The 16,400-nt window shown below is 60.0% G+C and carries 14 protein-coding genes and 1 tRNA gene; 11 read left to right on the top strand and 4 right to left on the bottom strand.

The window, feature by feature from the left end:
• Positions 1 to 31: 31 nt before the first annotated feature.
• Complete coding sequence (locus AC0N03_RS15150) at positions 32 to 1,729, top strand: hypothetical protein (RefSeq protein WP_474289702.1); 1,698 nt, start codon at positions 32 to 34, stop codon at positions 1,727 to 1,729.
• A 55-nt stretch (positions 1,730 to 1,784) separates the two neighbouring features.
• Here AC0N03_RS15150 and AC0N03_RS15145 read toward each other — a convergent pair.
• Both AC0N03_RS15145 and cpdR read right to left on the bottom strand, forming a co-directional pair.
• Positions 1,785 to 1,859 (bottom strand) — tRNA-Val (locus AC0N03_RS15145).
• A 92-nt stretch (positions 1,860 to 1,951) separates the two neighbouring features.
• The gene (cpdR, locus tag AC0N03_RS15140; protein WP_474289700.1) at positions 1,952 to 2,314 is read right to left on the bottom strand and encodes a cell cycle two-component system response regulator CpdR; all 363 of its coding nucleotides are present in this window, start codon (positions 2,312 to 2,314) and stop codon (positions 1,952 to 1,954) included.
• Between the two features lie 160 nt (positions 2,315 to 2,474).
• On the opposite strand from cpdR, the gene AC0N03_RS15135 reads away from it, so the two are divergent.
• The 4 genes from AC0N03_RS15135 (at position 2,475) to AC0N03_RS15120 (ending at position 6,797) form a co-directional block, all read left to right on the top strand.
• Entirely contained in the window at positions 2,475 to 3,368 is an 894-nt protein-coding gene (locus AC0N03_RS15135; RefSeq protein WP_474289698.1) for an N-formylglutamate amidohydrolase, read from the top strand.
• Positions 3,369 to 3,631: 263 nt separating this feature from the next.
• Positions 3,632 to 4,423: a histidinol-phosphatase gene (hisN, locus tag AC0N03_RS15130; RefSeq protein WP_474289696.1), complete on the top strand. Its 792-nt coding sequence runs from the start codon at positions 3,632 to 3,634 to the stop codon at positions 4,421 to 4,423.
• A 126-nt stretch (positions 4,424 to 4,549) separates the two neighbouring features.
• On the top strand, positions 4,550 to 6,490 hold the full coding sequence (acs, locus tag AC0N03_RS15125) for an acetate--CoA ligase (RefSeq protein WP_474289694.1): 1,941 nt from the start codon (positions 4,550 to 4,552) through the stop codon (positions 6,488 to 6,490).
• A 169-nt stretch (positions 6,491 to 6,659) separates the two neighbouring features.
• Complete coding sequence (locus AC0N03_RS15120; RefSeq protein WP_474289692.1) at positions 6,660 to 6,797, top strand: hypothetical protein; 138 nt, start codon at positions 6,660 to 6,662, stop codon at positions 6,795 to 6,797.
• Here the strand turns inward: AC0N03_RS15120 and AC0N03_RS15115 are convergent, their stop codons facing one another.
• Positions 6,798 to 6,995, bottom strand: a complete 198-nt coding sequence (locus tag AC0N03_RS15115) for a DUF1674 domain-containing protein (protein ID WP_474289690.1) — start codon at positions 6,993 to 6,995, stop codon at positions 6,798 to 6,800.
• Positions 6,996 to 7,091: 96 nt separating this feature from the next.
• On the opposite strand from AC0N03_RS15115, the gene AC0N03_RS15110 reads away from it, so the two are divergent.
• From AC0N03_RS15110 to AC0N03_RS15090, 5 genes are all read left to right on the top strand, one after another.
• The gene (locus AC0N03_RS15110) at positions 7,092 to 8,531 is read left to right on the top strand and encodes an RsmB/NOP family class I SAM-dependent RNA methyltransferase (RefSeq protein ID WP_474289688.1); all 1,440 of its coding nucleotides are present in this window, start codon (positions 7,092 to 7,094) and stop codon (positions 8,529 to 8,531) included.
• A gap of 100 nt (positions 8,532 to 8,631) precedes the next feature.
• A complete protein-coding gene (locus AC0N03_RS15105; protein WP_474289686.1) occupies positions 8,632 to 10,284 on the top strand; it encodes a heparinase II/III family protein in 1,653 nt (550 codons plus the stop codon).
• Positions 10,285 to 10,360: 76 nt separating this feature from the next.
• Positions 10,361 to 11,953 (top strand): bifunctional phosphoribosylaminoimidazolecarboxamide formyltransferase/IMP cyclohydrolase, encoded by a 1,593-nt coding sequence (gene purH, locus AC0N03_RS15100; RefSeq protein WP_474289684.1) that lies wholly within the window; start codon positions 10,361 to 10,363, stop codon positions 11,951 to 11,953.
• 68 nt (positions 11,954 to 12,021) lie between these two features.
• Positions 12,022 to 12,303 (top strand): type II toxin-antitoxin system TacA family antitoxin, encoded by a 282-nt coding sequence (locus tag AC0N03_RS15095; RefSeq protein ID WP_474289682.1) that lies wholly within the window; start codon positions 12,022 to 12,024, stop codon positions 12,301 to 12,303.
• Positions 12,293 to 12,790: a GNAT family N-acetyltransferase gene (locus AC0N03_RS15090; protein ID WP_474289680.1), complete on the top strand. Its 498-nt coding sequence runs from the start codon at positions 12,293 to 12,295 to the stop codon at positions 12,788 to 12,790. Before AC0N03_RS15095 ends, AC0N03_RS15090 begins: the two co-directional genes overlap by 11 nt.
• Positions 12,791 to 12,971: 181 nt before the next feature.
• On the opposite strand, the gene ccrA is transcribed toward AC0N03_RS15090, so the two are convergent.
• Positions 12,972 to 14,219, bottom strand: a complete 1,248-nt coding sequence (ccrA, locus tag AC0N03_RS15085) for a crotonyl-CoA carboxylase/reductase (protein ID WP_474289678.1) — start codon at positions 14,217 to 14,219, stop codon at positions 12,972 to 12,974.
• A gap of 210 nt (positions 14,220 to 14,429) precedes the next feature.
• Here ccrA and AC0N03_RS15080 point away from each other — a divergent pair, with 210 nt between their 5' ends.
• A complete protein-coding gene (locus AC0N03_RS15080; protein ID WP_474289676.1) occupies positions 14,430 to 16,397 on the top strand; it encodes a methylmalonyl-CoA mutase family protein in 1,968 nt (655 codons plus the stop codon).
• The last annotated feature ends 3 nt before the right edge of the window (positions 16,398 to 16,400 follow it).

Here is a 16,400-nt window from a genome sequence, read left to right as displayed (position 1 = left end):
AAATCAAAGCCAATTTCAGCAAGGTCATTTCATGAATTCCCCGGAGCCCGGAGACAATCGTTTCGCGCCGGCGTCAGGCATAGACGAGATCCTCAAAATACATCGCAGCGGCAAAATCGCAGAAGCCGAACAAGGCTATCAAAACCTTGCACGGCTCTATCCGGCCGATGGCAATATTGTCGGTCTGCTGGCCATGATCGCGTTCCAGAAAGGCGATCGGACGCAGGCAAAGCTGTTATGGCGGCAGTCGCTCGGCATGGAAAGCCAGGTCCCGGCCCGCTACCGCGATCTCAACAACCTGCTGGCGACACTGATCGAGGAGGAAGCCCACGCGGAAGCTGCCGCGCTGGTGCCATCCGATTTACCGCCCTGGCCGCAGAACCGGCGGCCCGATGCGCGCGAGCGCACCAGCCTGCTCTCTCTGGCCGCCTCGCTGACCCGACTCCGGCAATTGGAACTGGCGCGCGCCATTCTTGAATCAGCACTCGGGCATTTTGACGGGGATGATGAAGCTCTGTTCATGCTCGGCCAGTTGCGCCTGCGCCTCGAGGATTGGGCCGGCGCGCGCGACGTGCTCACACGCCTGACGCAACCGGATGATCCCAAAATCATCGGTGCGCGTCTCGACTGCGCTGTCAAACTTGGATTGATAGAGGAAGCGCAAGACCTGAAGTCCGCCTTAATCAGACTCTGGCCGCTCTACTCCGGGCAGCGGCATCAAAATCAGGCCGGCACAGTCCTGATTCTCAATCATTCAACCATGATGCGCGGCCATGCCAGCCCGCTCGATCTCTACAATGTCGGCAATTATCCCAGCCAGATCATGGAACGCCTCGCGGAGGATTTTCACATGACGGCAATATTCGCCGACGAAGAAGCCGGACGGGCGGCAGCGCGGGCGCAGGGACGACCAATGGTCATCCTCAATAATATCGTCAGCGGCGAAATCATCTCGATGGAAGGGCCGGATTTTCTGTCCGGGCTGACCGGCTTTGCGGAAAGTTTCGGCGCGCGCATCCTCAACGCTCCAGCAAAAGCCGCCATGACGACCCGCCAGCAAATGGCTGCGCGGCTAGAGGGAATCCCGGGACTTGTTATCCCGAAAATAGCCCGCATCCGCGTACAAAAGCCGCGGCTTGAGGAGCTTGTCAGCCATATCGAGCAAAATTTTGGGTATCCGGTGATAATTCGCACCACGCACGAACAGCTCGGCAGCGGCGTGGCGCGCATTGATTCGCGCCCGGCGCTCATCGCTGAGTTCGAAACGCGCGCCGGCCAGGAATTATATGTTATTCGCTTCTATGACAGTCGGCCGGCCTTTGACTTGTATCGCAAGATCCGCGTCGCCATTGTTGGCGATGAAATCATCCCAATCCGTGTCGATTTCAGCCCGTTCTGGATGGTTCACGGCCGCGTCTGGCCGCACAGGCAGCAATTCTATCGAGAAAATCGTCATCTTCTGGCCGAAGAGCAGCGGATCGTCGCCAATTTCGAGACCACTTTCGGCGCAGATATCGTGAAGCGCCTTCACGAAATCCGCAGTCGGGTTCCCCTCGATATTTTCGGCATCGACTTTGATATCATGGCCGACGGCCGGATAATTTTCTTCGAGGCCAATGCCTCCATGTTCCTGCTCACACATCTTGGTCCGGAATGTGCAGATCTGGTACACCCAAAACATGCAGAGGAGCATCTGCTGGACAATATCCGGGCCATAATGCGTGGCTGAAACTATATCGTACCGCGCCGACGGGACAACTTCCGGAACAACCATGTGTGGAAAATGGTGGGCGCGAGAGGGATCGAACCTCTGACCACACCCATGTCAAGGGTGTGCTCTACCGCTGAGCTACGCGCCCGAACCTGTCGCCCTCAAATCTTGAAGATCAACCGGCAGTGGCGGGGATATAGCCCGCAATGCCGTGAGACGCAAGGTGGATTCGAGAATATTTTACGCAACCAGCAAGCGGTTCACTTCCAGCACCAGATCCTTCAGATGGAACGGTTTTGAGAGAACCTTCGCCTCCTTCGGCGCATTGCTGTCCGGATTCAGCGCCACTGCGGCAAAGCCGGTGATGAACATGACCTTGATGTCAGGATCAAGCTCGGTGGCGCGGCGCGCCAGTTCGATGCCGTCCATCTCCGGCATGACAATATCGGTCAGCAGAAGCTCGAAAGGCTCTTCGCGCAGGCGATTATAGGCCGAAAGACCATTATCGAACGATGCAACTTCGTAGCCGGCATTCTGCAACGCCTTGACCAGAAAGCGGCGCATGTCGTTGTCGTCTTCGGCAAGCAGGATCTTGGTATTCATTTAAGCGCTATGCTCACTGGGTTCACGGGTTGGCTTCAACATTTAGTTGTGGGCCCTGAGGGTAAATATCTGGTGAAAATGGATCTGCGCTTTGCTCAAACTTCACAAACCTGTGGATTGGTTTGTAGACGGCGATCTCTGTGTTTGGCATGATACTGACATGGATATCCCCGAATTTCAATCAGGACCTGCCTTCGAACTGCTGCGGCCAGACCGGCAAACCGCGCCTCTGGTGCTGAATTCGCCGCATTCGGGCCGTGTTTACCCCGCCCTGTTCCTGCAACAGGCAAAACTCGATGCATTCGCCCTGCGGCGGTCCGAGGATGCCTATGTCGACGAACTTTTCGCTTTTGGCCCGGCGTTGGGCCTGCCGCTGCTCAAGGCCAATTTTCCGCGCGCCTTCCTTGATGTGAACCGCGAGCCCTACGAACTCGACCCGGCCATGTTCGACGCGCCGCTGCCGATGCCCGTGCACGGCCGCTCGATGCGCGTCGCCGGCGGGCTCGGCACAATTCCGCGTGTCGTGGGCGAGGGGCAGGCCATCTACGCGCAGCGCCTGCCGGCAAGCGAAGCGGAACGGCGCATTGACGGGCTTTACAAGCCCTACCACCGCGAACTCGCCGACATTCTGGACGACACGCACCGCGCCTTTGGCGAAGTTGTGCTGATCGACTGCCATTCCATGCCGGCCCATCCGTTCATAGCGGCAAATCCCGGCCACAAGCGCGCCGATATCGTGCTGGGAGACCGTTTCGGCACATCCTGCGCCCTTTCCATTGTCACGCAGATGGAAAAAAGCCTGCGCGAAGCGGGCCTGATCGTGCAGCGCAACAAGCCCTATGCCGGCGGCTATATCACCGAACATTACGGCCAGCCGGGCAATAATTGCCACGCTCTGCAGATCGAGATCAATCGCGACCTCTATATGAATGAGGCCACGCTGGAGAAGCACGGCCGGTTCGGGGAGATCAGCGGCATTCTTGCCCGCGCCATGGCAGATCTGATCGAGGCCTTGCGCAAGGATCGCCGCCCGTACGACTGGGCGGCGGAGTGACGCCAACGGCGAAATATGGCGGCCAGGCAAAAAAAAGAGCCACCTGTTTTGCAACAGGCGGCCCAAGTCTAGGGAGGAAACGCCCAAGGAGGGCATGCGCAGCAGCTCTCGCCGCCGCACCGCAACAATATGCTTGTGCACCGCACAAAAATCAACAAGATTCTTGACCATCTGAACAGCTGCGTCAGCTTGTCGCACGGGCGGCTGCCGCAAAAATAAAGCATAAGAAGCGCAATCAGGCCGCCCCGTCACGAGTACCCAGTATGAATAATAATGATTTCAAAAACTTGATGATCGAGCTCGCGCAGATATCCGCAGATGTCATCCTGCCGCATTTCCGCGCCAACCCTACCGCGGACGATAAATCAAACGGCGACGCTGTCTTCGACCCGGTAACCGACGCCGACCGCAACGCCGAACTGGCCATGCGCGCGCGAATCAAGCAGGCCTATCCCGATCATGGATTTATCGGCGAGGAATTCGGCGCAGAGGCCGCGAATGCCGAATACGTCTGGGTGCTGGACCCGATCGACGGCACCAAGAGCTTCATTTCCGGCTCGCCGCTCTGGGGAACCCTTGTCGGCCTGCTGCACAAGGGCCGTCCGGTCATGGGTATGATGAACCAGCCCTTCACCCGCGAAACCTTTCTCGGCGACGGCAGGTCGGCAAGCTGGACAGGCCCCGGCGGCCAGATGCTGCCCATGCGCGTGCGCGCCTGCGCCGGGCTGGACAAGGCCACGTTGCTGACCACCAGCCCGCTGCTGATCCCCGCCGGTCTGCGCCCGCGTTATCTGGCCGTCGAATCGCAGGTTCGCCTGCCGCGCTATGGCGGAGACTGCTATGCCTATTGCCAGCTTGCCATGGGACATGCCGATCTTGTCATCGAAGCCGGCCTCAAGCCGCACGACGTTGTTGCGCTCATTCCGATCATCGAGGGTGCGGGCGGCATCATCACCACCTGGGAAGGCGACGATGCCGCGCAAGGCGGCGCCATCATCGCCGCCGGGGATGCGCGTGTGCACGAGCAAGCGCTCAAACTGCTGTCAAAAGGCTGAATTGCTCGTCCTTTGGTCGCAGCGACCAAAGTTTGACCGGGAAACACCTTGTTTCCAGGCACTTCCCTGACGCATAATGGGCATATAAGCCTGCAAAATCATGTTCCAGATACTGAAGGAAACGCCATGTCTGAAAAACTCTATCCAGTGACTGCCGAATGGAAAGCCAGAGCCCATGTCGATGAGGCCAGATATAACGACATGTATGCGGCCTCCATCGATAATCCGGATGCCTTCTGGGGTGAGCACGGCAAGCGCATCCACTGGTTCAAGCCCTATACCAAGGTCAAGGACACGTCCTATGACACGCACAATGTCTCGATCAACTGGTATGAGGACGGCCTGACCAACGTCGCCTACAATTGCATTGATCGTCATCTCGACAAGCGCGCCAACCAGACTGCCATCATCTGGGAAGGCGACGATCCGTCCGAGTCGAAACACATCACCTACAAGGAATTGCACGAACAGGTTTCGCGCTTCGCTAATGTGCTCAAGCATTACGGCGTGAAGGCCGGAGACCGCGTCACCATCTACCTGCCGATGATCCCCGAAGCGGCCTATGCGATGCTGGCCTGCGCCCGCATCGGCGCCATTCATTCGGTCGTGTTCGGCGGCTTTTCGCCCGATTCGCTCGCAGGGCGCATCGAAGGCGCGCAGTCGGCCGTGGTCATCACGGCGGATGAGGGGTTGCGCGGCGGGCGGCGGGTGCCGCTCAAGGTCAATGCCGATGCCGCCGCCGAAAAGGCGGGCTGCGTCAAGCATATGATCGTCGTCAGACGCACCGGCGGCGATGTGGAGATGAAGCCGGGCCGCGATGTGTGGTATCACAATGCCATGGAGCATGTTGACGCCGATTGCCCCTGCGAGGCCATGGAAGCCGAGGCGCCTCTGTTCATCCTCTACACTTCAGGCTCGACCGGAGCACCAAAAGGCGTCGTGCACACAACCGGCGGCTATCTCGTTTATGCCGCCATGACGCATCAATATGTCTTCGATTATCACGAGGGCGACATTTACTGGTGCACGGCCGATGTCGGCTGGGTCACCGGCCATTCTTATATCGTCTATGGCCCGCTGGCCAATGGCGCCACCACCCTGATGTTCGAAGGCGTGCCGAATTACCCGACGGTTTCGCGGTTCTGGGAAGTGGTGGACAAGCACAAGGTCAATATTTTCTACACCGCGCCCACCGCCATACGCTCGCTGATGAGCGCCGGCGAGGAGCCGGTGAAGAAAACCTCCCGCGCCTCTCTGCGCCTGCTTGGCTCGGTGGGCGAGCCGATCAACCCTGAAGCCTGGGAATGGTATCACCGTGTTGTCGGCGACCACCGCTGCCCGATCGTCGACACCTGGTGGCAGACGGAAACCGGCGGCATTCTGATCACGCCGCTGCCCGGCGCCATTGGCCAGAAACCGGGCTCGGCCACCCTGCCCTTCTTTGGCGTGAAGCCGGAAGTGGTCGACTCGGCGGGCAACGTGCTTGAGGGCGCCTGCGAGGGCAATCTCGTCATTGCCGATTCCTGGCCCGGCCAGATGCGCACGGTCTTCGGCGATCACGAACGCTTCGTACAGACCTATTTTTCCACCTATCCGGGCAAATATTTCACCGGCGACGGCTGCCGCCGCGATGCCGACGGCTATTACTGGATCACCGGCCGCGTCGACGACGTGATCAACGTTTCCGGCCATCGCATGGGCACGGCAGAAGTGGAAAGCGCGCTTGTGGCGCATGAAAAAGTGTCTGAGGCCGCAGTGGTGGGCTATCCGCACGACATCAAGGGTCAGGGTATCTATGCTTATGTCACGCTGATGCAGGGTGTCGAGCCGACCGATGCGCTGCGCAAGGAACTGGTTAACTGGGTGCGCAAGGAAATCGGCCCGATCGCCTCGCCGGATCTGATCCAGTTCTCGCCCGGCCTGCCGAAGACGCGTTCGGGCAAGATCATGCGCCGCATCCTGCGCAAGATCGCCGAAAATGAATTTGGCGCATTGGGCGACACATCGACATTGGCCGACCCCGGCGTCGTCAATGACCTGATCGACAACCGGCAGAACCGCAAATAACCATCCGGAGCGGCTGGCCGCTCCGTTTTCCTTTTATTCACCTTAAGTTTTGACCCTCGCTTCACCCTGTTGCAGGATTTAACTGTCACAGCGCGCAAGCGGGGGCATTCACTAACGGCTGATTTACCAGCCCCTGCAATGGTGGGTCCACAGCTAACCGGACCCTGGCATGACCTCGCAGCAATCGACATTTCAGCTCAGCCGCCCAAGGCGCACCCACCGGCCTGATCTCATGATCATTCTGGCGGCGGCAATTGGCGTGATATTGCTGGGCGTGGCGATGATCGGCCCGGTCAGCCTGCTCTGATCAGAAATCGCAGGCGATGCCCTTGTTTTCCCAGTCGCCGTAACGCACCGGTTCCGGCCCCTCGCGTCCGTTGACTTCCCTGGGGCGCGGCACGGCCTCCGCTTTGGCGGCGTCGCGGCGGGCCTGCGCTTCCGCAAGGGCGCGTCTGGCCGCCTCGGAAAGAATTTTCGGCGGCGGGCTCTGGCTTTCTTCGCTCATTTGGGTCCATCCTGTGCAGGCCGGGCGCGCCAGCCTTGCTCTCATTATGCCTCTATGTCTCTATCAGATAAATCCGATTCGTTTTAACTCAAGAGAGTGACCGCTTATTTGAAGCCTCCGCATTCACGATCCGCGCAACCAAGGTCCCCGCAGCCAAGGTCGCAGCAGCCGCCCCGGCCCAGACGCCCGGAGCCGCCCGCGCGTCCGCCAGAGCATCCGGGCCTTGCGGCGCGCCTGCTGGCCCAGCAGGCTCTGATCGCTGTCATCGACAATCATGCCGCCCTGAATGACTGGTTCGAAGGCCCCACCGTCGAAACCATGACCTTCGCAATGGAGGCACGGGATATCGCGCTCGCGCGCAGCATCGTGCTGGTGACATTGCGCCATCTCGGCTTTCTGCGCAAAATCATCGGCAGATTTCTTGATAAAGGCCTGCCGCGCAAGTCCGGCCCGCTTGAGCATATCCTCACCAGCGCCGCAGCGCAGATTCTTTACATGGACGTGCCTGATCATGCGGCCGTCGACCTCGCGGTGCGCCTGTGCCGCCTTGACCGCAACGCAGCCGCCTTCGCCGGTCTGGCCAATGCCGTGCTGCGTAATGTTATCCGCGGCAGGGCAGGCTTCCCTGCCCTCAACCCCGTGGAAAATCTGCCCGAATGGCTGGCGAAAAGCTGGGGCAGGGCCTATGGCCGCGACAAAGTCGCTGCTATCGCAGCGGCTTTCCTGCACGAACCGACGCTCGATCTCACTGTCAAATCCGATTCCGCCGGCTGGGCAAGGCGGCTCGGCGGCCTTGTTCTGCCCAACGGGTCAGTGCGTCTCACCGAGCATGTGGCCATTCCTGATCTCGAAGGCTATTCCAGCGGCGAATTCTGGGTGCAGGATGCTGCGGCCAGCCTGCCCGCCCGGCTCATCGGCGCGCGGGCGGGCGAGCGCATCGCCGATTTCTGCGCCGCGCCCGGCGGCAAGACGGCGCAGCTTGCCCTGACCGGCGCGCATGTTTTCGCCTTTGACCGCTCGGCGCACCGGCTGAAGCGCGTTCAGGAAAATCTGGCCCGGCTGAAGCTGAATGCCGAGCTCAAGGCGCTGGACATTCTGGATCTCCCGGCCGATACGGCGCCTTTCGACGCCATTCTTCTTGATGCGCCCTGCTCGGCCACCGGCACCCTGCGCCGCCACCCCGATGTGGTCTGGGCAAAGCAGCCGGAAGACATTGTCAGCCTTGCCGCTCTGCAACGCCGGCTGCTGGACAAGGCATGCACGCTGCTCAGACCGGGCGGAAGGCTGGTTTATTGCGTCTGTTCGCTTGAGCCTGAAGAGGGCGAGGCCCAGATCGCCGCGCTTCTGGAGCGCAATGCGCATATGACGCGTGAGCCCGTTGCGCCCGCGGAATTGTTCGCCGAGAGGCCGGAATACAGCGCGCTCGTCACCTCCTCGGGCGAACTGCGCACCCTGCCCTGCGATTTTCCGTCGGATAATCCGAGATTGTTGGGATTAGATGGTTTTTATGCGGCCCGACTCGTTTACAAAAGTTGATATATTTTTCACCATGATCTCGTTTTAGCCCGGCATCCGGCCCCCGCTGAAATCTGGAACGGTTGTTTTGACTTTTGACGCGATGGGATTTGAAACGGCAATGATACGCTTGCTGGCGGGCGAAGCCTGCCGGAGTGTCTGGCGTATTCTGTCGACACCCCTGCGTTGGGGCAAAGCCGCTCTCATCGCCAATCCGCAGAGCCTTTCCTATGCGCCGCAGGACATCCGCACCGCCGACCCGACCATAGCCGACGATGTGTACGCCGGTTATTTTTCTTTCGCGGGCAAGATGGTCAAGGTTGACGACCGTTCGCCGTTCGAATGGCCCGCGCCCTCGCCGGAATGGAGCCAGGAACTGCATGGCTTCGGCTGGCTGCGCCATATGCGCGCCGCAGATACGGCGCTGGCGCGCATGAATGCCCACGCCCTGATCGAAGAATGGCTCAATCTTGCTCCGCGGCTCTCCGACCCTTCGATCTGGCAGCCGGAGGTGGCGGCGCGGCGTCTGATGATCTGGCTGAGCCAGTCGCCGCTTATCCTCGAACAGGTGGATCTCAAATTCTATAACCGCTTCATGCGGGCGCTGGGGCGCCATATGCGCTATCTTGCGCGCTGCCTCGACAATGGCCTGAGCGGCCTTGCCCGCCTGCAGGCTCTGATCGCCATAACCGAGACGGCGCTCTGTGCCGAAGGGCTCACCCGCCTGCGCCGCACCTATGTGCGCAAGCTGATGCGCGAACTCAACCTGCAGATCTTGCGCGACGGCGGGCATATAAGCCGAAATCCGGCGGTGCTGATCGAACTGATGCTTGACCTTCTGCCCCTGCGCCAGTTGTTCATCGTGCGCGGCATGAACCCGCCGGATGCGCTGCAAAATGCCATGGACCGAATTTTGCCGATGCTGCGGATGTTCCGCCACAGCAACGGCACGATGGCGCTGTTTCACGGCATGGGCGCCCATCCGCCCGATCTCCTCGCCACGCTCTTCGCCTATGAAGATATGGAAGTGGAGCCGGTTCTGAATGCCGATCTCTCCGGCTATCAGCGCCGCGAAGCGGGCCCTTCGGTTCTGATCATGGATACCGGCCTGCCGCCGCCACGGCCTGTTTCGGCGCAGGCCCACGCTTCGGCGCTGTCCTTCGAGTTTTCCAGCGGCGGCGCCAGACTCATCAGCAATTGCGGCGCGGCACAGACGTTTCAATCGAAATTCCTGCTCGCTAGCCGGCTGACCGCCGCGCATTCCACACTTGTTTACGCCAATGCGTCTTCGGCAAAATTTCTTCCTGAACCTTTGTCACGCCATTTTGGCCCGCTGATGCTCACCGGCCCGGGGAAAATCGAACTCACAACGCCGGACAGCCTGACGATCATTGCCAGCCATGATGGCTATCGCGACCGCAATATCGTGCACCGCCGCACGCTGGCCCTGAGCGCAGACGGCCTCAATCTGGACGGTGTGGATGAAATTCTGCCGTTGAAAGGCAATGCGCCGCCCGCCACGTCCAGCCTGCGGTTTCACCTCGAACCGCTCACTGAAGTGCAGCGCTTCGAGGATGCCCGATCGCTCCAGCTGACCACCGCAGACGGGCAGACATGGCTCTTCACCGTCGAAGATGAGCAGGCGGAGATCGAGGAAAGCATATATTTTGCCGATCCGGCCGGCATTCGCCGCAGCCTGCAGATCGCCGTTCACAGCACGGCGTCGTGTATTGTCTGGCGTTTGCATCGGCTTGACGGCACGGCGGACGCATAAAGCTTTTGGCAGCCCGCAAAATTGTGCTATTGCAGCGCAAAATTCGCTATCCCCCTCCGCTAACGGAAAGTCCCTGATGACAGCTCGCCTCGCCCCCGTCAAACGCGCCCTTGTTTCTGTGTCCGACAAGACAGGACTCATCCCCTTCTGCCAGAAACTGAATGCGCTGGGCGTCGAAATCATTTCCACGGGCGGAACACACAAGGCGCTGGTCGAAGCCGGCATTCCGGCGATTGACGTCTCCGATGTCACCGGCTTTCCGGAAATGATGGACGGACGGGTCAAGACGCTGCACCCCAAGGTGCACGGCGGCCTGCTCGCCATCCGCGAGAACCCGGAACATGAAGCCGCCATGCTGGCCCATGACATTGCCGCCATCGATCTTCTCGTGGTGAACCTCTATCCGTTTGAAGCCACGATCAGGCGCGGCGCTTCCTACGAGGATTGCATCGAGAATATCGACATCGGCGGCCCGGCCATGATCCGCGCAGCCTCAAAAAACCATCAGGATGTCGCCGTCATCGTTGAGCCGGAAGACTACAGCGCCCTGATCGGCGAACTCGAGGCGCATGGCGGCGCCACCACGCTGAAATTGCGCAAGAAGCTGGCGCAGAAGGCCTATGCCCGCACCGCTGCCTATGACGCGGCCATTTCCAACTGGATGGCGGAACAGATCGGCGAGACCGCGCCCGCCTACCGCGCCTTTGGCGGACATTTGTCCGAAATCATGCGCTACGGCGAAAACCCGCACCAGCATGCGGCCTTCTACAAGACTTCAGAGACACGGCAGGGCGTAGCCAATGCGCGGCAGGTGCAGGGCAAGCCCCTGTCCTTCAACAACCTGAACGACACCGACGCCGCCTTCGAGCTTGTAGCCGAATTCGACCCGAAAATCGCCCCGGCTGTCGCCATTATCAAGCACGCCAACCCCTGCGGCGTCGCCACCGGCAACAGCCTTGCCGGTGCCTATCGCGATGCGCTGGCCTGCGACCCAACCTCGGCCTTTGGCGGTATTATCGCGCTCAACCAGCCGCTCGATGAGGAAGCTGCAGCCGAAATCGTCAAGATCTTCACGGAAGTGATCATCGCGCCGGGGGCCACGCAAGCCGCGATTGATCTCGTCGCTGCCAAGAAAAACCTGCGCCTGCTGCTCACCGACGGCCTGCCCGATCCGCGTGCGCCGGGACTGAATGTGCGCACCCTCGCCGGCGGTCTGCTGGTCCAATCGAAAGACAATGTCAGCGTTGACGACATGGATCTGAAAGTGGTGACCAAGCGCTCCCCCACAGCAGCCGAACTTGCCGATATGCGCTTCGCTTTCCGCGTGGCCAAACATGTGAAATCAAATGCCATTGTCTATGCCCGGGCCGGAGCTACGGTCGGCATTGGCGCAGGCCAGATGAGCCGCGTCGATTCTTCGCGCATCGCCGCACACAAAGCCGCCGAAGCCGCCAAGGCGCTCGGCCTGAAACAGAGCCTTGCGGTCGGCTCTGTCGTGGCGTCGGACGCGTTCTTCCCCTTTGCCGACGGCTTGCTGGCCGCTGCCGAGGCCGGCGCCACGGCCATCATCCAGCCCGGCGGCTCCATGCGCGACGATGAGGTGATCAAGGCCGCCGATGACGCCGGGCTTGCCATGGTCTTCACCGGCCACCGCCACTTCCGGCACTGAGGGGCAAACATCATGTAATGACTTTGTCATTACATGATGTTATCATGAGCAAAACAAGGATTTTGCTCATGACGGCCAGGGCCTCAAAACGCGATGCGCTGAACCTTCGCATTCAACCCAAAGACCGCGATCTGATTGACCGCGCAGCCTTGCTGCGTGGCAAGACCCGAACTGATTTTATTCTGGATGCTGCACGTCAATCGGCTGAAGACACTTTGACTGCGCAAGCGGTTCTGCTGGTCAGCCCCCAAGCTCATGCAGATTTTCTGGCTCGCCTCGACTCAGCCCCACAGCCCAACGCGCGTCTGAAAAAATCCATGCAGATGAAAGCGCCTTGGGATGGTGTTTAAACCCGATGCGCCCGCGCCACTCGCGGCACATCATCTCACCCAAGATTTTAGCTCCGGCACGACTTCGCTGGATGAATGGCTGAAGCAGCGCGCGCTAAAAAACCATATGGATGGGGCTTCACGCACTTTTGTTATATGTAACGGGCATAACATTATTGGTTATTATGCGCTGGCCTCGGGCAGTATTCACAGCATTTCGGCAACGGGCCGCCTGCGCCGCAATATGCCTGATCCAATTCCTGTGGTCGTGCTGGCACGGCTGGCGGTTGATACGCGCTTTCAAAAGAATGGTCTTGGCCGCGCTTTATTTCGAGATGCTGCTTTTCGTGTAATGAATGCCGCAGACATTATCGGCATCCGCGGCATGATTGTTCACGCCATTTCACAGGAAGCCAAAGCGTTTTACCTTGCGCTTGGCTTCGACCCTTCACCACTGGACGAAATGACGCTGATGGTGACACTGGCTGATCTGAGAGCGGCGGTATAAGCGTAGCATTGCCCCGTGTGAAGCATGGGGAAGCCTCGGTGCTTTGCTCAGCCATCATGGCCGGACTTGATCCGGCCATCCTCGGAAATTTTCGTGCATAAGCGGGGCAAGCCCGCGTATGATGCTCCTCAGCCTTCAAGAGCCTCAGGGTGAGGGCGTGAGACCGCAGCGTGAGGCTAGTTTACGCCCCAGCCTCGATCACATCTTCCAGCGTCTTCAAACCTGCGCGCGGGGCATTCACCAGCACAGCCATATTGCCCGGCGCGTGCTGGTTCTTCCACATCTTTGTATGGGCCAGCGGAATCTGCGACCAGGGAAACACTTCCGACATGCAAGGGTCTATGCGCCTGTCGATGACGAATTTATTGGCTGCGGCCGCCTGTTTGAGGTGAGCGAAATGCGAGCCCTGAATGCGCTTCTGCCGCATCCAGACATAGCGCGCATCGAAGGTCAGGTTGAAGCCCGTCGTTCCGGCGCAGAAAACCACCATGCCGCCGCGCTTGACCACAAGGCAGGAGACCGGAAAGGTCTGCTCGCCGGGATGCTCGAATACGGTGTCGACATCTTTCTTGCCGGTGATGTCCCAGATGGCCTTGCCGAACTTGCGGGCCTCTTTGGTCCATTCCATATATTCGGGTGTGTTGACTTTGGGCATCTGGCCCCAGCAGTTGAAATCCTTGCGGTTGATCACGCCTTTTGCGCCGAGCGAGAGCACATAATCGCGCTTGGATTCATCCGAAATTATGCCGATGGCATTGGCGCCCGCCGCCGCGCAAAGCTGGATGCCAAACACGCCCAGACCGCCGGATGCTCCCCAGACCAGCACATTATCGCCCGGCTTCAGGCGGTGCGGGTCATGGCCGAACAACATGCGGTAGGCGGTGGCAAGGGTAAGCGTGTAGCAGGCGCTCTCCTCCCATGACAGATGCTTCGGGCGCTCCATCAGCTGGCGGTCCTGCACACGGCAGAACTGCGCGAACGAGCCGTCAGGCGTCTCATAGCCCCAGATGCGCTGCGAGGCCGAGAACATCGGATCGCCGCCGTTGCATTCCTCATCGTCGCCGTCATCCTGATTGCAATGAACGACCACCTCGTCGCCGACCTTCCAGCGCTTGACCTTGGAACCAACTGCCCAGACGATGCCTGAGGCATCCGATCCAGTGATGTGATAGGGCTGCTTATGGGCGTCGAGCACCGAGATCGGCTCGCCCAGAGCGGCCCAAACGCCGTTGTAATTGACGCCGGCAGCCATGACGAGCACGAGAACGTCGTGCGAATCCAGCGTCCATGTCGGCACGACCTCAAGCTGCATCGAGCTTTCGGGCGGGCCGTGGCGCTCTTTACGGATCACCCAGGCATGCATGTTTTTCGGAACATGACCGAGCGGCGGAATTTCGCCGATGTTGTAAAGGTCCTTCACGTCGCTCATATCCGTTTCCCCCTGAGGTAAGTTACGTCAAGATTAGCAGAGAGATTTCGCATTGCACCATTCGCCCTTCGAATAAGGCGGGAAATTCCGCTCCAAAAACGCATTTCCCGGCATTTCTCGACTTTATGACAGTAGCCAGAGCCAAAAGAGCCAGCTAACATTTGTGCTCTGCAGCATGAACCGGTCAATTTCCAAGCGCAAGGGGTTTTCATGACGAGCCAGACGCCGAAAGACAAACCCTGGATTTTCCGCACCTATGCCGGCCATTCGACGGCAGCCGAGTCGAACAAACTCTATCGCGGCAATCTGGCCAAGGGCCAGACCGGCCTGTCCATCGCCTTCGATCTGCCGACGCAGACGGGCTATGACTCGGATCACGTGCTGGCGCGCGGCGAGGTCGGCAAGGTCGGCGTGCCCATTTCGCACCTCGGCGACATGCGCAAGCTGTTCGAGGGCATTCCGCTCAGCCAGATGAACACATCCATGACCATCAACGCCACCGCGCCCTGGCTGCTGGCGCTCTATATTGCCGTTGCGGATGAGCAGGGCGCGCCACGCGCCGCGCTGCAGGGCACCACGCAGAACGATATCATCAAGGAATATCTCTCGCGCGGCACGTATGTCTTCGCGCCGGAGCCCTCGTTGCGCCTGACGCGCGATGTCATTCTCTTCACCACTTCGGAACTGCCGAAATGGAACCCGATGAATGTCTGTTCCTACCATCTGCAGGAAGCAGGCGCGACACCAAAACAGGAACTCTCTTTCGCGCTGGCCACGGCCATTGCCATACTGGACGAAGTGAAAGCCTCCGGCTCATTTTCGGCAGCGGATTTTGGCGAGATCGTCGGGCGCATCTCCTTTTTCGTCAATGCGGGCATGCGCTTCATTACTGAATTGTGCAAAATGCGGGCCTTCGCCGAACTCTGGGACGAAATCACCCTGAATCGCTATGGCGTCACAGATGAAAAATTCCGCCGCTTCCGCTACGGCGTGCAGGTCAATTCGCTGGGCCTGACCGAAAGCCAGCCGGAAAACAACGTCTATCGCATCCTGATCGAGATGCTGGCCGTGGTGCTTTCGAAAAACGCCCGCGCAAGAGCGGTGCAGCTTCCCGCATGGAACGAGGCCCTCGGCCTGCCGCGCCCCTTTGACCAGCAATGGTCGCTGCGCATGCAGCAGATCATGGCCTATGAGACCGACCTGCTCGAATATGGCGACATTTTTGACGGCTCTGCGGAAATCGCCGCCAAGGTCGAGGAACTGAAAACTCAGGCCCGCGCCGAACTGGCAAAAATCGCGGCCATGGGCGGCGCGGTGGCGGCAATTGATTCCGGCTATATGAAATCCGAGCTTGTCGCGGCCAATACGGAACGTCTGGAGCGCATCGAACGTGGCGATTCTATCGTCGTTGGCGTCAACAAATTCACGGAAGGCGAAGACTCGCCGCTCACCACGGGCACAGACAAGATCATGGTGGTGCCGCCGCATGTCGAAACCGAGCAGATCGCCAATCTTGAGGCATGGCGCGCCGCGCGCGATGCAAAAGCCGTGAGCGCCGCGCTGAAAGAGCTTCACGCTGCGGCGCGCGAGGGGCGCAACATCATGCCCGCATCCATCGCCGCTGCCAAGGCGGGTGTCACTACGGGCGAATGGGGCGCGGCCCTGCGCGAGGTCTGGGGCGAATATCGCGCGCCCACCGGCGTCAGCGGCGCGGCGCGGCAGGGCGATCACGGACTTGATCCGCTGCGCGCCGAAGTGGAGCGCATCGCACTGAAACTGGGACGGCGGCCCAAATTCATCGTCGGTAAGCCGGGGCTTGACGGACATTCAAACGGCGCGGAGCAGATCGCGGTGCGGGCCCGCGATATCGGCATGGATGTCACTTATGCGGGCATCCGCTTCACGCCGGCAGAGATTGTCGAAAGCGCCAGACAGGAACAGGCGCATTGCATCGGCCTCTCCATCCTCTCGGGTTCGCATGTGGCGCTGGTGCGCGACGTTCTGGCCCGCTTGAAGGCCGCCAATCTTTCAACCCGGCTCGTGGTGGGCGGCATAATCCCCGCAGAGGATGCAGACCTGCTCAGGGCTGAAGGGGTCGATGGCGTCTATACGCCGAAAGATTTCGAAATGAACCGGATCATGATGGATATAATCCGGATCATCGACCAGAACCCATGAGAA

The sequence above is a fragment of the Methylocystis sp. sgz306128 genome, from assembly GCF_056032725.1.
The sequence above is the reverse complement of the archived record's forward strand: the minus strand, read 5'-3'. Positions and strand labels throughout refer to the sequence as shown.

Bases quoted from the DNA above. Each gene is read 5' to 3' on its own strand.
- AC0N03_RS15150 (WP_474289702.1), top strand. From the start codon at position 32: ATGAATTCCCCGGAGCCCGGAGACAATCGTTTCGCGCCGGCGTCAGGC.
- cpdR (WP_474289700.1), bottom strand. From the start codon at position 2,314: ATGAATACCAAGATCCTGCTTGCCGAAGACGACAACGACATGCGCCGC.
- AC0N03_RS15135 (WP_474289698.1), top strand. From the start codon at position 2,475: ATGGATATCCCCGAATTTCAATCAGGACCTGCCTTCGAACTGCTGCGG.
- hisN (WP_474289696.1), top strand. From the start codon at position 3,632: ATGAATAATAATGATTTCAAAAACTTGATGATCGAGCTCGCGCAGATA.
- acs (WP_474289694.1), top strand. From the start codon at position 4,550: ATGTCTGAAAAACTCTATCCAGTGACTGCCGAATGGAAAGCCAGAGCC.
- AC0N03_RS15120 (WP_474289692.1), top strand. From the start codon at position 6,660: ATGACCTCGCAGCAATCGACATTTCAGCTCAGCCGCCCAAGGCGCACC.
- AC0N03_RS15115 (WP_474289690.1), bottom strand. From the start codon at position 6,995: ATGAGCGAAGAAAGCCAGAGCCCGCCGCCGAAAATTCTTTCCGAGGCG.
- AC0N03_RS15105 (WP_474289686.1), top strand. From the start codon at position 8,632: ATGATACGCTTGCTGGCGGGCGAAGCCTGCCGGAGTGTCTGGCGTATT.
- purH (WP_474289684.1), top strand. From the start codon at position 10,361: ATGACAGCTCGCCTCGCCCCCGTCAAACGCGCCCTTGTTTCTGTGTCC.
- AC0N03_RS15095 (WP_474289682.1), top strand. From the start codon at position 12,022: ATGACGGCCAGGGCCTCAAAACGCGATGCGCTGAACCTTCGCATTCAA.
- AC0N03_RS15090 (WP_474289680.1), top strand. From the start codon at position 12,293: ATGGTGTTTAAACCCGATGCGCCCGCGCCACTCGCGGCACATCATCTC.
- ccrA (WP_474289678.1), bottom strand. From the start codon at position 14,219: ATGAGCGACGTGAAGGACCTTTACAACATCGGCGAAATTCCGCCGCTC.
- AC0N03_RS15080 (WP_474289676.1), top strand. From the start codon at position 14,430: ATGACGAGCCAGACGCCGAAAGACAAACCCTGGATTTTCCGCACCTAT.